At 69.8% G+C, this 14,886-nt stretch carries 13 protein-coding genes; 6 read left to right on the top strand and 7 right to left on the bottom strand.

Annotation, left to right across the window (positions count from 1 at the left end):
- Positions 1 to 26 precede the first annotated feature (26 nt).
- Entirely contained in the window at positions 27 to 1,241 is a 1,215-nt protein-coding gene (locus ACTJLF_RS17685) for a M20 aminoacylase family protein (RefSeq protein WP_440883609.1), read from the top strand.
- 131 nt (positions 1,242 to 1,372) lie between these two features.
- On the opposite strand, the gene ACTJLF_RS17690 is transcribed toward ACTJLF_RS17685, so the two are convergent.
- On the bottom strand, positions 1,373 to 2,374 hold the full coding sequence (locus ACTJLF_RS17690) for a recombination-associated protein RdgC (protein WP_019658017.1): 1,002 nt from the start codon (positions 2,372 to 2,374) through the stop codon (positions 1,373 to 1,375).
- Between the two features lie 134 nt (positions 2,375 to 2,508).
- Between ACTJLF_RS17690 and ACTJLF_RS17695 the strand changes: the two genes are divergently transcribed.
- Both ACTJLF_RS17695 and ACTJLF_RS17700 read left to right on the top strand, forming a co-directional pair.
- Positions 2,509 to 3,462, top strand: a complete 954-nt coding sequence (locus tag ACTJLF_RS17695; protein WP_019658018.1) for a branched-chain amino acid transaminase — start codon at positions 2,509 to 2,511, stop codon at positions 3,460 to 3,462.
- 18 nt (positions 3,463 to 3,480) lie between these two features.
- Complete coding sequence (locus ACTJLF_RS17700; RefSeq protein ID WP_013538728.1) at positions 3,481 to 3,690, top strand: zinc-finger domain-containing protein; 210 nt, start codon at positions 3,481 to 3,483, stop codon at positions 3,688 to 3,690.
- A 55-nt stretch (positions 3,691 to 3,745) separates the two neighbouring features.
- On the opposite strand, the gene ACTJLF_RS17705 is transcribed toward ACTJLF_RS17700, so the two are convergent.
- From ACTJLF_RS17705 to ACTJLF_RS17730, 6 genes are all read right to left on the bottom strand, one after another.
- Complete coding sequence (locus ACTJLF_RS17705) at positions 3,746 to 5,017, bottom strand: O-antigen ligase family protein (RefSeq protein ID WP_440883610.1); 1,272 nt, start codon at positions 5,015 to 5,017, stop codon at positions 3,746 to 3,748.
- A 174-nt stretch (positions 5,018 to 5,191) separates the two neighbouring features.
- Complete coding sequence (locus ACTJLF_RS17710; RefSeq protein WP_126184139.1) at positions 5,192 to 6,391, bottom strand: ATP-binding protein; 1,200 nt, start codon at positions 6,389 to 6,391, stop codon at positions 5,192 to 5,194.
- 28 nt (positions 6,392 to 6,419) lie between these two features.
- Positions 6,420 to 7,142 (bottom strand): response regulator transcription factor, encoded by a 723-nt coding sequence (locus ACTJLF_RS17715; protein WP_019655385.1) that lies wholly within the window; start codon positions 7,140 to 7,142, stop codon positions 6,420 to 6,422.
- A gap of 117 nt (positions 7,143 to 7,259) precedes the next feature.
- Positions 7,260 to 8,123: a beta-ketoacyl synthase chain length factor gene (locus ACTJLF_RS17720; protein WP_019655386.1), complete on the bottom strand. Its 864-nt coding sequence runs from the start codon at positions 8,121 to 8,123 to the stop codon at positions 7,260 to 7,262.
- Between the two features lie 112 nt (positions 8,124 to 8,235).
- The gene (locus ACTJLF_RS17725) at positions 8,236 to 9,441 is read right to left on the bottom strand and encodes a beta-ketoacyl-[acyl-carrier-protein] synthase family protein (RefSeq protein WP_184605855.1); all 1,206 of its coding nucleotides are present in this window, start codon (positions 9,439 to 9,441) and stop codon (positions 8,236 to 8,238) included.
- A gap of 154 nt (positions 9,442 to 9,595) precedes the next feature.
- Positions 9,596 to 10,990: an AmpG family muropeptide MFS transporter gene (locus ACTJLF_RS17730; protein WP_019655388.1), complete on the bottom strand. Its 1,395-nt coding sequence runs from the start codon at positions 10,988 to 10,990 to the stop codon at positions 9,596 to 9,598.
- A 59-nt stretch (positions 10,991 to 11,049) separates the two neighbouring features.
- On the opposite strand from ACTJLF_RS17730, the gene ACTJLF_RS17735 reads away from it, so the two are divergent.
- From ACTJLF_RS17735 to ACTJLF_RS17745, 3 genes are all read left to right on the top strand, one after another.
- Positions 11,050 to 11,913 carry a M48 family metallopeptidase gene (locus ACTJLF_RS17735; RefSeq protein ID WP_354327388.1) on the top strand — a complete coding sequence of 288 codons (864 nt, stop codon included), beginning with the start codon at positions 11,050 to 11,052 and terminating at the stop codon, positions 11,911 to 11,913.
- A gap of 216 nt (positions 11,914 to 12,129) precedes the next feature.
- Positions 12,130 to 13,860 (top strand): allophanate hydrolase, encoded by a 1,731-nt coding sequence (gene atzF / locus ACTJLF_RS17740; protein WP_440883611.1) that lies wholly within the window; start codon positions 12,130 to 12,132, stop codon positions 13,858 to 13,860.
- A 14-nt stretch (positions 13,861 to 13,874) separates the two neighbouring features.
- Entirely contained in the window at positions 13,875 to 14,882 is a 1,008-nt protein-coding gene (locus tag ACTJLF_RS17745; RefSeq protein WP_440883612.1) for an ABC transporter substrate-binding protein, read from the top strand.
- The last annotated feature ends 4 nt before the right edge of the window (positions 14,883 to 14,886 follow it).

A 14,886-nucleotide genomic window follows, 5' to 3' on the forward strand; every position in this document is an offset into this window, starting at 1 on the left:
ACGATCACAAGCAGGAAGCTCCACGAATGACCCGCCAACTCAGCCCCCAGACCCACAAGCTCCTGTCGCGCCTGCTGCCGCAGGCCGACGTCGACACGCAGGCCTTCGTCGACATCCGCAGGCAGATCCACGCCAACCCCGAGCTCGGCTTCGAGGTGAACGCCACCAGCGAGCTGGTCGCGAACCTGCTGCGCAGCTGGGGCTACGAGGTGCACACCGGCATCGGCCGCACCGGCATCGTGGCGCAGCTCAGGCTCGGCAGCGGGACGCGCCGCCTGGGCATCCGCGCCGACATGGACGCGCTCCCCATCACCGAGGCCACCGGCCTGCCGTACGCCAGCCGCAACGCCGGGCGCATGCACGCCTGCGGGCACGACGGCCACACGGCCATCCTGGTGGCAGCGGCCAGGGCGCTGGCAAAGGCGCGCAACTTCGACGGCACGCTGAACCTGATCTTCCAGCCCGATGAGGAAAACCTCTGCGGCGCGCGCGCCATGATCGAGGACGGCCTGTTCGAGCGCTTCCCCTGCGACGCGGTCTACGCGCTGCACAACGCGCCCGGCGTGCCGGTGGGCACGATGATGGCGATCGAAGGCCCGGTCACGCTGTCGTCCGACGTGGCCGACGTGACCATCAAGGGCGTGGGCGGGCATGGCGCCATGCCGCACCGCGCGCGCGACCCGGTCGCGGCCGCCGCGGCGGTGGTGACGGCCCTGCAGACGGTGGTGGCGCGCAACGTGGCGCCCGACGACACGGCGGTGGTGTCGGTCGGCTTCATCCGCGGCGGTGCCACGCACAACGTGATCCCTCAGTCGGTGTCGCTGGGCCTGAACGTGCGCGCGGCGCGGCCCGAAACGCGCGCGCTGGTCGAGCAGCGCATCCGCGAGATCGTGAGCCTCACCGCGCAGGCGCACGGCGTGGAAGCCGAGATCGACTATCGCCAGCTCGTGCCGCCGGTGGTCAACACCGCCGCCGAGACCGAGCTTGCGGCGCAGGTGTGCGCCGAGCTGGTGGGCGAGGAGAACGTCGTCAGGCAGGCGCCCAAGGGTTTCTCGGGCAGCGAGGACTTCGCCTGGATGCTCTCCGAACTGCCGGGCTGCTACCTGCTGCTGGGCAACGGCGAGGGCGAATTCGGCGGCTGCATGGTCCACAACCCCGGCTACGACTTCAACGACGAAGTGCTGCCGCTGGGTGCCGCCTGCTGGGTGCGCCTGGCGCAGACCTACCTGGCGAAGACGTGAACAAACCTGCTGCGCAACCCGGTCTCGCATCTGCGGTCCTCACCGCACGCAAGTACGGTTCCGGTCCTCGACGCAAGCTGGGGCTGCTCGCTACGGCTTCCTCACGCCTTCGGTGCGCCTTGATCTAAGACCTAAAACGGCGCGTCTTCTTCCTCGGGCGCATCGGCCGGCACGGTCGTCGTGGGCGCGGCTGCAGCAGCGGGCTTGGGTGTTTCGTCCGGCGCTGCTGCAGAGAAAGCCGCCTCGCCGCCCAGCGCATCGAGCAGCGCGGGCACCAGCTGGCCCAGCTCGCCCGTGGCGATGGCCACGTCGGCGTCGAAGTTGTCTTCCTTCTTGCCGCCGGCCGCGCCGTCGCCCGTGCCTTCGAGGAAGGCGATCTTGCGGATCAGCAGGCCGTGCGTGAGCTCGAAGGACACGCGGTCGTCCCAGGTCAGCGCGAGGCGGGTGGGGCGCTTGCCGTCGGTGATGTGCTGCTTCACCTCGTCGATGTCCAGCGGGTGCTTGGCGTAGCGCACCACGGCCTTGGAGTCGTCGCTGGCCTTGAGCTCGCACTCGCGGTCGATGGTGAAGCCGGCCGGCGGCTCCTGCGTGAGCAGCCAGTTGGCCATGGCGGCGGCAGGCTCGACCTGGGTGTTGATGAGGGCCACCGCGAAGCCGTCGAGCGACTTCACGAGGCTGGTGACCACTTCGTCGGCGCGCGAGGCGTTGCCGGTGTTGATCACCAGGCGGTTCTCGGCCTTGTCGATCCACACGGTCACGCGGGCGGTGCGCGTGAAGGCCATGGGCAGCAGTTCCAGGGTGATGTCTTCCTTGAGCTCCTTCTTTTCCTTCTTGCCGGGCTTGCGGCCGGTGGTGGCCTCGATGTGGGCGCAGCGCTCGTCGACCTTGCGGCGCACGACCGAGCCGGGCACCTGCTTGCTCTCGATCATGTATTCGACCAGCCACTGGCCGTCGATGGATTCGATCAATGGGCCGTTGGCTTCGCCGCGCGGCTCGATCCAGCCGGCGGACTTCTCCTGCGAGGGGCCGCAGGGCTCGAAGCGCTGCCTGCCCAGGCCTTCCTCCGCCTCGGCCAGTGTCTGGGACCAGGCGGGTTCGATGCGATAGACGATGACGTTCTTGAATACGGACACGGAAACCCTTTTTCCAACGGTTTGGACAGCCGGCCATTGTCGGGCAGCCTGTTCGGCCCGGCGCCGTAAAATCGCAAGCTTTTGCGACTTCCCTTCCTGTCGCACCCCCACACCGATCCCAAAGGAATCAGGAAATGAGCTCGATCCCCCCCTCGCTGGACGACCGTGACGGCAAGATCTGGATGGACGGCGAACTCGTGGACTGGCGCGACGCCAAGATCCACGTGCTGAGCCACACGCTGCACTACGGCTGCGGCGCCTTCGAGGGCGTGCGCGCCTACAAGACGGCCGACGGCAGCACCGCGATCTTCCGCCTGGCCGAGCACACCGAGCGCCTGTTCAACAGCGCCAAGATCCTGCGCATGAAGATCCCCTTCACGCAGGAGCAGCTCAACGAGGCCCAGAAGCAGGTGGTGCGCGAGAACAAGCTCGAGAGCTGCTACCTGCGCCCGCTGATCTGGATCGGCTCCGAGAAGCTGGGCGTGAGCCCCAAGGGCAACAAGGTGCACGCCATGGTCGCGGCCTGGTCCTGGGGCGCCTACCTGGGCGAAGAGGGCATGAAGCGCGGCATCCGCGTGAAGACCTCGAGCTACACCCGCCACCACGTCAACATCACGATGACGCAGGCCAAGACGGTGAGCAACTACACCAACTCGATCCTGGCCAACATGGAAGCGCTGGACGACGGCTACGACGAGGCGCTGCTGCTCGACGCGAGCGGCTTCGTGTCGGAAGGCGCGGGCGAGAACATCTTCGTGGTCAAGGGCGGCGTGGTCTACACGCCCGACCTGTCGGCCGGCGCGCTCAACGGCATCACCCGCAACACCATCCTGCACGTTTGCAAGGACCTGGGCCTGGAGCTGGTGCAGAAGCGCATCACGCGCGACGAGGTCTACGTCGCCGACGAAGCCTTCTTCACCGGCACGGCCGCAGAAGTCACGCCGATCCGCGAGCTCGACCGCATCGAGATCGGCAACCGCGGCGACGGCGGCGCGCGCGGCCCGATCACCGAGAAGATCCAGGCGGCCTTCTTCGACATCGTGAACGGCAAGAATCCCAAGTACGCACACTGGCTCACGAAAGTCTGAGCAGAAGAGAACGATCCCATGTCCACCAATGCAGTAGTCGAACTCCTGGCCAAGGAGCTCAATCATCAGGGCGGCGTTTTCTGCCCCAGTCCCAAGGCCGACATGAAGCTCTGGAACAGCCACCCGAAGGTCTACCTCGACGTGGCGCGCACCGGCGAGGCCAAGTGCCCGTATTGCGGCACGGTGTACCGGCTGAAGGCCGGCGAGGCGGTGTCGGCGCGGCACTGAGCCCGGCGAGCCCCAGCGCCGCTGAACCGAACGGCCCCGGCCGTCCGATGCCTCTTCAGGCAGCCGGGCGGGCGGGGTCTTTTTCCAGGCTCTCCAGGCCTTTCAGGCGCGAGGAGAGCAGTCCGCGCCACGGATTCGGATCGTTCTTCTCCTGCGCGAGCCGCAGGTAGACCATCGAGATGAACAGCAGCGCCAGGCCGATCTGCGCATCGCGCATGGCCGAGTTCACGCTCGAGGCGATCAGCGCGATCAGCGTCGCGGCCAGCGCGTAGCGGCCGGCGATGTCGGGCCGCTTCCATGCCTGCCAGACGGCGGCGACCATGATGAAGAGCAGGCTCAGCAGCGCGGGCAGGCCGCCTTGCGCGCCGACCCACAGGAAGTCGTTGTGCGGCATGTTCGAGTCGGCCAGCAGGGCGGGGCCGCGCTTGTGCCACTGGTCGGTCCAGCCGCCGATGCCCCAGCCGGTGAGCGGTCGGTCGGCGATCATGAGGCCGGTGTCGCGGTACATGTAGTAGCGGATGGCCCAGCTGCCCTTGAAGACCGCGCCGGCCTGCGCCTCCTCGAGTTCCTGCACACCCACTTCGACCTTGTGCTGCAGCTGCGGCAGCTGGTAGAGCCCGGCGCCCATCACCACGGCACCCAGCACCAGCGCGCCCACCAGCATCTTCAGGTGGTTGCGCCACTGGTGGACGCACACCACCGGGATCACCAGCAGCAGCGCCAGCACCGAGGTGCGCGAGGTCAGCGGCAGCGCCACCACCAGGCCCAGGCCGAGCATCAGCACGAACGCCGGAATGGCGCGCAGAGGCCTGTGGGCGGCAATCTGCGCGATGCCCCATACGGCGGCGGTGGAGGCCACCACGCTGAACAGCAGCGCATTGCTGATCGACTTGTTGCCCACCTCCATCACCACCGCGCGCAGCGGCGACCAGATGTTGAAGCCGCCGACCGCGTAGAAGACGATGACCAGCACGATGTTCAGCGCCGCCACCAGCAGGAAGCCGCGCAGCGCCCAGACGGCCTCCTCGCGCGTGAGCGCCATCGCCATCAGCATCGTGAGGCCGATGCGTATGCCGTGGAACAGGTTGGAGCCGGTCTCGGGATAGTGCTGCCCGATGGCCAGCACGATGAAGGTCCATGCGAAGTAGGCCATCACCGGCCACCACAGCGGGTTGGCGCGCAGCCGCGCATAGCGCTCGCCGAGGCCGCCTGCCACCAGCATGGTGAGCAGCAGCACGATGGCCGAAAGATAGGTGACGCCGACCGGCATGAACACCACCAGCCCCCAGAACATGGCCGCGGGCCGAACGATGTGCGATCTCTGCATAGGGGCGGGATTTTAGGTTGGCGCCCCCGCAGCCAACCTGACCTGGCTCTCCCCCAGGGCTTCGCGCACTTCGTGTCGCTGCGCCAACCCCTCACCGGGGGCGACGCCTGCGGCCCGGCGAAGCCGGTTCCGCAGCGTCCCCGAATGGAGCAGGGACCATCGGCGAACGGGTTGTCAGTGGCTGCGCGCGGCCGCCGGCAGGCGGATCACGAAGCTGGCGCCGCCGCCGGGGCGGTCCTCGCAGCGCACGGTGCCGCCGTGCCGCTCGGCGATCGACTTCACCAGCGCCAGACCCAGGCCCACGCCGCCGTTGCGCTCGCTGGCGCCGGGCAGGCGGTAGAAGGGCTCGAAGATGCGTTCGCGCAGGGCGGGCGGGACGCCCGGGCCGCGGTCGTTCACGCGCACCGTGGCATAGCCGTTGGCGCTGCCGAGTTCCACCGCGATCTCGCCGGCGCCGTAGCGGCGCGCGTTCTCCAGCAGGTTGCGGATGGCGCGGCGCAGCAGGCGCGACACGCCCGGCACCGTGAGGCTGGCGTTGTCGGTGCCCTCGGCCAGGTCGAGTTCGGCGTTGACCTGCGAGCATTCCTCGGCCGCGAGGCCGGTCAGGTCGACCGGCTCGATGGTGCCCATGTCGGCCTCCCTGGCGTCGAGCCGGCTGGCCAGCAGGATCTCGTCGATGAGCTGGTCGAGCTCGCCGATGTTGCGCGATATCTCCTCGCGCGCCGACTGGCTCGGATGCTCGCCCATCAGTTCCAGCCCCATGCGGATGCGGGTGAGCGGCGAGCGCAGCTCGTGCGATGCGTTGGCCAGCAGCGACTTGTGCGAACGCACCAGCTGCTCGATGCGTTCGGCCGACGCGTTGAATCGTTTGGATAGATCAGCCACTTCGTCCTGCCCTTCTTCTGTCACGCGCACCGAGAGGTCGCCCTCGCCCCAGCGCTGCACGCCGCGCTGCAGCGACTCCAGCCGCTGCGTGATGCGCCGCACGATCGGGTACACGCCCAGCGCCACCGCCACGCCCACCAGCGCGATCATCCAGCCGAGCCCGAAGGGCGTGCGCCACGGCGCGAAGCCGCCGGTGCCGGTGGGCCGCTCGCGCGGCGCCACGCGCAGCGTGATGGCCTTGCCGTCGCTGAGCGTCACGTCGAACTCCAGGCCCTGGCCCGGCACGCGCAGCGCGGTGCCCGCGCCGATGGGCTTGTCCTGGGCGTCCAGCACCACCACGTTGCGCGGCACCGGCGCGAGCCGCTCGCGCTCGGCCTCGGCGGCCTCGCGCACGATCCAGTTGGCCATCAGCGTGAGGATGACCACGCCGCCCACCACCGCGAGCCAGATGCGCACGTAGAGGTGGCGCGAATAGAGGTTGCGCAGCATCTGCCGGAACCCTTCCTGCGTTCCCGCTTCAGTCCTGCTGCTTGGCGAAGACGTAGCCCACGCCGCGCACGGTCAGGATGCGCTTGGGGTTCTTCGCATCGACCTCGATGGCGGCGCGGATGCGGCCCATGTGCACGTCGATGGAGCGGTCGAAGGCTTCGAGTTCGCGCCCGCGCACGGCTTCCATGATCTGGTCGCGCGTGAGCACGCGGCCCGCGCGCTCGGCCATCGCGGTCAGCAGGTCGAACTGGTAGGAGGTGAGGTCGGCCACCGCGCCGCCCACCGACACGGTGCGCGCGTTGCGGTCGATCTCCAGCGTGCCGAAGCGCATCACCGACGAGGCCTCGGCCTCGGTGGCGCTCTCGGAGCGGCGGCGCAGCACGGCGCGGATGCGCGCGAGCAGCTCGCGCGGCTCGAAGGGCTTGGGCAGGTAGTCGTCGGCACCGATCTCCAGGCCGATGATGCGGTCCATCGGGTCGCCCTTGGCCGTGAGCATCAGCACCGACACCTTCGACAGCGGACCGGGCAGCGCGCGGATGCGGCGGCAGACCTCGAGGCCGTCCGTGTCCGGCAGCATCAGGTCGAGGATCACCAGGTCGGGCGCATGCTGCTGCAGCTGCTCGAGCCCGGTGGCGCCGTCGCCGGCATGGTTGAAAGCGAAGCCCGACTGCGTCAGGTACTCGCCCACCATCTGCGCCAGGCGGGCGTCGTCTTCGATCATCAGGAGTTGGGGGGTGCTCATGCGCTTCATGGTCGTCCACCGGGAGCAAGCGGGCTTGAACGCTCCGTAAAGTTGGGTAAACCTCGGCAACCCCTGTCAACCGGCCGTGCTGCGAAAAGCATAGCGCCGGTTGTAGCGGCCGTGGGCTCAGCCCCGCGCAAACGGCCGCAACTGCAGCCGCAGCGACAGGGACGCGGAAACCGGCAGGTCGACCGGCGTGCCCGCGCCGTCGCCGCTGCCGTCATCGAGATGGGCCAGCGATTCGAAGAGGCCCAGCGACAGGGCCATGGGATTGATCTCGGCCAGCGACTTCGCCGCTTCCGAGCGCGGCGGCGTGGCCGCCGGCGCCTTGCCGTCATCGCTGGCGAGCGACCAGTCGAGCACCGCCACGGTGCGCTCGCTGGGCTCGCTGGCGATGACCAGCGCCACCGCGAGCAGGCCGCGGCTGTCGGTGACCGAGGTCACGGCGCCCACCGACGGCGCGTCGTAGCCCACCAGCAGCACCGGTTCCTGGTCGCAGGCGGACTGCACCGCCGCCTCCAGCAGGCCGGAGGCGAAGCTGTGCTCGAAGGCCGAGACCGCGTTGCTCGCCGCCGTGCAGCCGGTGCCGATGGTCCAGTAGCCGACGGCCGCGTTGTGCACCGAGTTGTGGAACTTCGTGGGCGACAGCATCTTCGGGTCGTTCGCGAGCGTGCTGCACATGTAGTCGTTGATCGCCAGGTCGCCATGCGCCGAGGTGAACACGCAGGGCACGTCCGCCGCGTTGCGGCCCGAGGCGGCGAGGGAGGCCGCGGCCACCTCGAGCGCCAGCGCCACCGTGTCGGGCGCGCGGCGGCGCTCGGCCGGGGCCAGCACCTGCGGCGAGGGCCGCTTCACGGGCGGATCGGCCAGCGCGCCTTCGCCGCGGAAGGCCGCACGCGCGGCGTCCCAGCCGGGCAGCGTGGGAGTCCAGAAGGCGGGGCCTTCGATGTAGAGGGTGGGGCGGGTGGGCGCGCTTGTCGTGGTTGTCATTGGATTGCCTTCTCGCGGAACACCGTGGAACCGGCTTTGCCGGGCCACTGGTGTTGCCCCCGGAAGGAGGGCGGAGGAGCGACACGGAGTGCGCGGAGCCTGGGGGCGAGCTTCATGCTTGCGCCTTGCCGAAAACCAGCGAGCAGTTGTTGCCGCCGAAGCCGAAGGAATTGCTCAGCGCGTAGCGCACCTCGCCGCGTGCCGGCTCCAGCCGGATCTGCGGGCCGAAGCCCTCGTCCAGCGTCTTCGTGTTGACGGTGCCGGGCATCAGGCCGCGCTCGATGGCCAGCAGGCTGATGACGGCCTCGACGATGCCCGCGGCGCCCAGCGTGTGGCCCATGAAGCCCTTGGTCGAGCTGGCGTGCGTGCGCGCCGGGAAGCGGCGCGCCACCAGCGCGCCCTCGACCTCGTCGTTCTTCTGGCTCGCGGTGCCGTGCATGTTGATGTAGTCGATCGCCTCGGGCGCGAGGCCGGCGCGCGCCAGCGCATCGTCGAGCGCACGCTCGGCGCCCAGTCCCTCGGGGTGCGGCGTCGACATGTGGTGCGCGTCGCTCGCCTCGCCGTAGCCCAGCAGGAGCAGCGGCGACGCGTCGGCGCCGGCCTGCACGCGCTCCACCAGCGCGAAGCCCGCGGCCTCACCCAGGCTGATGCCCTTGCGGTCGGCATCGAAGGGCCGGCACGGCTCGGCGGACACGAGCTCGAGCGAGTTGAAGCCGAACAGCACGCTGCCGCACAGCGTGTCGGCCCCGCCGACCACGGCCGCGTCGGCCAGGCCCAGGCGGATCAGCCGCTCGGCCGACGCGAACACCTTGGCGCTGGAGGAGCAGGCGGTGGAGATCGTCTCGCTGGGCCCGCTGATGCCCAGCAGTTGCTGCGTGAACATGGCCAGCGAGTGCGGCGTGTGCACTGCCGCGCGGCGCTGGTAGGGCGGGAACATGCCCTGCTCGTCGAGCTGGGTGTAGGCCAGCTCGGTCTCGCCGATGCTGGCGGTGGAGGTGCCCAGCACGAGCGCGATGCGCGAGGCGCCGTACTTCTCGCGCGCCGCGGCCACGGCCTCGATGAAGCCGTCGGCCTGCAGGCCCACCCAGGCCAGCCGGTTGTTGCGGCAGTCCCATTGCGCGAGCGGCTCGGGCAGCCGGGCCTCCTCGAGCCCGTCGACGCGGCCGATCCAGGTGGGCAGCGGCGCATCGCCGAAGTCGTTGGCGCGCAGCCCGCTGCGCGACTGCGCGAGCGCGTCGGCCAGCGCTTCCTTGCCGACACCGACGGCGCTGGTGGCCGTGTAGGCGCTTATCTGAAGAGGAGAGATTCTGGACGGCACGATCTTGTAGGGGTGTTGGGCTGTCGGTCGGCGCGCGGCGTACGGCAGGGGCGCGACGGGAAGGAAAGGATATTGAAAGAAACGAATGTATACCGGTACAGCCTAACAGCAGCGCGGCCGGCGCGGCGTCGGCCGTTTCCTATACGGCCGGGCGCTATCGGCGCTCCTGGGGGCTTGCCGTCGCCGTCAGCCGCGAGGCCAGCGCCACCAGAACCAGCACCGGCGCGCCCAGCAGGGCGGTGCCGACAAAGAAGCTGCTGTAGCCGTAGGCGTCCACGAAGGCGCCCGAGTAGCCGGCCAGGAACTTCGGCAGCAGCAGCATCAGCGAGCTGAACAGGGCGTACTGCGTGGCGGAGTAGCTGATGTTGGTGAGGCTCGACAGGTAGGCGATGAAGGCCGCCGAGGCGATGCCGCCGGCCAGGTTGTCGGCCGAAACCACCGCGATCAGCGCCGTCAGGTCGTGCCCGCGCGTGGCCAGCCAGGCGAAGAGCAGGTTGCTGGCCGCGCTGAGCACGGCGCCCATCATCAGCACGCGCATCACGCCCAGGCGCATCGACAGCACGCCGCCGACGAAGGCGCCCACCAGCGTCATGATCACGCCGTAGATCTTGCTGACGGAGGCCACCTCGTCCTTGGTGAAGCCCATGTCCACGTAGAACGGGTTGGCCATGATGCCCATCACCACGTCGCTGATGCGGTAGATGGCGATCAGCGAGAGGATCAGCACGGCCTGCCACTTGTAGCGGCGGATGAAATCGGCAAAGGGCTCGACCAGCACGTTGCGCAGCCACTCGGCGGCGCTGCGGGCCTTGGGCGGCGCGCCGGGCACCGGCTCGGGCGACAGCAGTACCGTGACCACGCCGACGGCCATCGAGGCGGCCATGACCAGGTAGGCCGTCTTCCAGGCGCCGTTCTGGTAGGCCGCGGCACCCGTGGCTGCCGCCGCTGCTGCAGCGGGCGCCACCTCGGCCCAGGCCGCGACCCACAGCACGCCGGCGCCGGCCCAGATCATCGCGAGCCGGTAGCCCGTCTGGTAGGCGGCGGCCAGCGCGGCCTGCTTGCGCGGCTCGGCCGATTCGATGCGGAAGGCGTCCAGCGCGATGTCCTGAGTGGCAGAGCCGAAGGCCACCAGCAGCGCGCACCAGACCAGCGGCGTGAGCCCGTGGCGCGGGTCGTTGACCGCCATGCCCGCCAGCCCCGCGACGACCATGCACTGCGCCAGCAGCAGCCAGCCGCGGCGGCGCCCCAGCAAGGTGGTCAGCGGCGGCAGCGGCATCCGGTCGACCAGCGGCGCCCAGACCCACTTGAAGCCGTAGGCGAGCCCGACCCAGCTCAGGTAGCCGATGGTGGTGCGGTCGATGCCCGCCTCGCGCAGGCGAAAGCTCAGCGTGCCCAGCACCAGCAGCAGCGGCAGCCCGGCCGAGAAGCCCAGCGCCAGCATGCGCAGGGTGGCGGGTTCCAGGTAGACCTTCAGCGCGTCGCGCCAGGGCGGTGAGGGGGGCGTGGGGGTTTCTGCGGGCGAGGCGGACATGTGCCCCGGATTGTCCATGAGCGACGGCCCGGGTTCCCGGGGTTCTTGTCTTCATTTGTTCCTATCATCCCGCTCCTATGTGCACACGATGCGATCGCCCCTTTTCCGCCGTTCCCGTTCCCTCCGTGGCTTCCGCGTGGAATCCGCGGCGCGCCTTCCTGCTGGCGGCGGCCGGGGCGGTGCTCGCGAAGCCCGCCCTCGCGCAGGTCGACGTGGGCAAGGCCTCGGTGGCGCGCAACATCGTGCCGGTCGAGCAGGTCGAGACGGCCGGCGTGCAGCAGTACGGCCAGCTGCTCGCGCAGGCCCGCGCCAAGGGGGCGCTCGCGGGCGACGGCAATCCGCAGCTGCAGCGCCTGCGGGCCGTCGCCGCGCGGCTCATCCCGTTCGCGACGCCGTGGAACGCACGCGCGCGCGACTGGAAGTGGGAGGTCAACCTGATCGGCAGCAAGCAGATCAACGCCTTCTGCATGCCCGGCGGCAAGATCGCCTTCTTCACCGGCATCCTCGATCAGCTCAAGCTCACCGACGACGAGGTCGCGATGGTGATGGGCCACGAGATGGCCCACGCCCTGCGCGAGCACGCACGCGCCCGCCTGGCCAAGAGCGCGGGCACGGGCGCGGCGCTCTCGATCGGTGCGCAGCTGCTCGGATGGGGGCAGGTGGGCGACCTGGCAGCGCGCGCCGGCACGCAGCTGCTCACGCTCAAGTTCAGCCGCAGCGACGAGACCGAGGCCGACCTCGTGGGACTCGAACTCGCGGCGCGCGCGGGCTACGACCCGAAGGCATCGGTGTCGCTGTGGCAGAAGATGGCCACGGCGTCGAAGAACCAGGGCGGCCTGAGCTTCCTGTCGACGCACCCCAGCGGGCCGGATCGCATCGCGAAGCTCGAGGCGAACCTGCCCAAGGTCGAGAAGCTCTACCGCGACGCTAGGAAGAGCTGAGCTTCCTGCTCCCTCTCCCCTGGGGGGAGGGCCGGGGTGAGGGTGACGGCCTCCAGATAGAAGCCGCGCTTCATTCTGCGCATCTGCCCTCGCCCCAACCCTCTCTCCACGGGGAGAGGGAGCCAATCCGAACACGTTCCTCATCCGCGCCCTCCCGGCTTTTGCGCTGGCATGCCGCTTGCATCTCAACTTGTACACATGTTTGGATGCCTGAAGATGGTGCACGAAGAAAACCCGAAAAGCGGAACGCCAGACGCCGCCTGGATCGCCAGGTTCGCCTCGCCCCTGGCGCACACGCACGCCGCGGTGGCGCTGGATTTCGCCCTGCCGCTCGCCGGGCTGCGCTTCGCGGTCAAGGACAACATCGACGTGGCCGGCGTGCCCACCACCGCCGCCTGCCCGGCCTTCGAGCGCCTGCCCGAAGTGCATGCGGGCGCGGTGCAGCGCCTGCTCGAAGCCGGTGCATCGCTGGCCGGCAAGACCAATCTCGACCAGTTCGCCTGCGGACTGAACGGCACTCGCTCTCCCTATGGCGAGGTGCCCAACGCCTTCGACGCGCGCTACGTGTCGGGCGGCTCCAGTTCGGGATCGGCCTACGTCGTGGCCACGGGCGAGGTCGACTTCGCCTTGGGCACCGACACCGCCGGCTCGGGCCGCGTGCCGGCCGGGCTCAACAACATCGTCGGCCTCAAGCCCTCGCGCGGGCTGCTGAGCGCCTTCGGCGTGGTGCCCGCTGCACAGAGCGCCGACTGCGTCTCCATCTTCGCGCGCACCGTCGCCACCGCGGTCGACGTGCTGCTCGCAGCCGCGGGCCACGACGCGCGCGATCCGTATTCGAGAGACATCGACCTGCGCCGCGAGCCGCTGCCCGCGCGCTTCCGCTTCGGCGTGCCCGACCGGCTGAGCTTCTTCGGCGACGCCGCCGCCGAGCAGGCCTTCGGCGATGCGGTCGCGCGGCTGCTCGCGATGGGCGGCACGCCCGTCACCATCGCCTATGCGCCGCTCGCGGAAGCCGCCGGGATGCTCTACGAGAGCGCCCTGGTCGCCGAGCGCTACGCCGCGGTGCGCGAGTTCTTCGACGCGCACGCCGACGACGTCGTCGAGCCCGTGCGCGGCATCCTCGCGAGCGGCCGCCAGTACGACGCCGCCGACGTGTTCGAGGCCCAGGCGCGGCTGCGCGCCATCGCGCAGAAGGTCGAGCCGATGTGGCGCGACATCGACCTGCTGCTCGTGCCCACCGCGCCCACGCACTACACGCGCGAGCAGATGCGCGCCGATCCGGTCGCGCTCAACCGCAACCTCGGCGCCTACACCAACTTCGTCAACCTGCTCGACTACGCAGCGCTCTCGGTGCCCAGCAGCCTGCGCGCGGACGGCCTGCCCTTCGGCATCACGCTGATCGGCCCCTGCGGCAGCGACCTCGCGCTGGCCGAGCTGGGCCAGCGCTTTCACCATGCCACCGGCCTTGCGCAAGGCGCGACAGGCCAGCCTCTGCCGTCGCCGCGCGCCATTCCGGGGCTCGCGGCGCCGGACGCCGGCATCTTGCCGATCGCCGTCGTCGGCGCGCATCTCTCGGGCATGCCGCTCAACAGCCAGCTGACCGAGCGCGGCGCCACGTTGATGCGCGCCACCACCACCACGCCGGCCTACAGGCTCCACGCGCTGCCGGGCACCGTGCCGCCCAAGCCCGGACTGCGGCGCGTGGCCGAAGGCGATGAAGGCGCCGCCATCGCGCTGGAGGTGTGGGCCGTGCCGCTCGCGCAGGTCGGCAGCTTCCTCGCGCTCATCCCGCCACCGCTGGGCCTCGGCAGCGTCGAGCTGGCCGACGGCAGCTGGGTGAAGGGATTCATCTGCGAAGGCCGTGCGCTGGCCGGCGCGCAGGACGTGACCCATCACGGCGGCTGGCGCGCCTACGTCGCGAGCCGCGCCACCCCGAGTTCCAACTGATCAGAGGAGTTCCGATGAGCATCCAACAAAACTCTCCCGCCGCACGCCAGCGACGCCAGCTGCTGCAGGCCGGTGCTGCGGGCCTGGCCGTGCTGGCGGCACCCGCCATCGTGCGCGCGCAGGGCGCGACTGCGAAGCTGCGCATCGGCTTCTGGCCCGTGGCCGCCGGCCTGCCGTTCTTCGCGGCGGTCGACAAGGGCTACTTCAAGGAAGCAGGCCTCGATGTGGAGCCGCTGAAGTTCGCCGGTGCGCAGCAGGTGATGGAAGGCATGCTCGCCGGCCGCTGCGACGGCAGCGCCAACGGCACCGGCTCGGCCAACCTCGCCATCGGCGAGATCGCACAGCCCGGCCTGTTCAAGATCTTCTGCACCAATCCGAGCAACGCGAAGTACGTGCTCGACGAATTCATCGTCGCCAAGGACAGCCCCGTCAAGAGCGTGGCCGAGCTGGCCGGCAAGAAGGTCGCGTCGGGCCCCGGCATCCAGAACGTCACCCTGTGCAAGACCATGCTGGAGCGCGCGGGCGCCAAGGGCGCGACCGTGAGCGAGCTGCCCATCGGCCAGCACGTGGCCGCGCTGGTCGCGGGCCAGGTCGACGCCTGCTACACGCTGGAGCCCACCGGCACCGTGGGCCGCATGAACGGCACCACGCGCGTCGTCGAGGCCGGCGTGGTCGCCAAATACATCCTCGGCGACCCGATGGCCCCGTGGCACGGCGGCGCGGCCAGCCTCACCAGTGACTTCATCAAGAAGAACCCCGAGGTCGCGAAGAAGTACATCGCCGCCTATGCACGCGGCGTGGAGCTGGTGCGCAGCAAGCCCGACGAGGCGCGCCAGTTCATGAAGGGCTACACCGCCATCGAGGGCAAGCTCACTGCCGAGGTGCCGCTCGCGTCGTACATGCTCTACAACGAGTTCAAGCCGAGCGACGTCGCGTACTTCCAGAAGTTCTACGACCTGTTCACCGAGAAAGGCATCTTCGAGAAGAAGGTGGCGGTGGACGGCCTGCTCTACAAGGCCTGAGACC

Origin of the sequence: Variovorax sp. 22077 (genome assembly GCF_052044195.1) — a bacterium.
Lineage (GTDB): Bacteria > Pseudomonadota > Gammaproteobacteria > Burkholderiales > Burkholderiaceae_C > Variovorax > Variovorax atrisoli.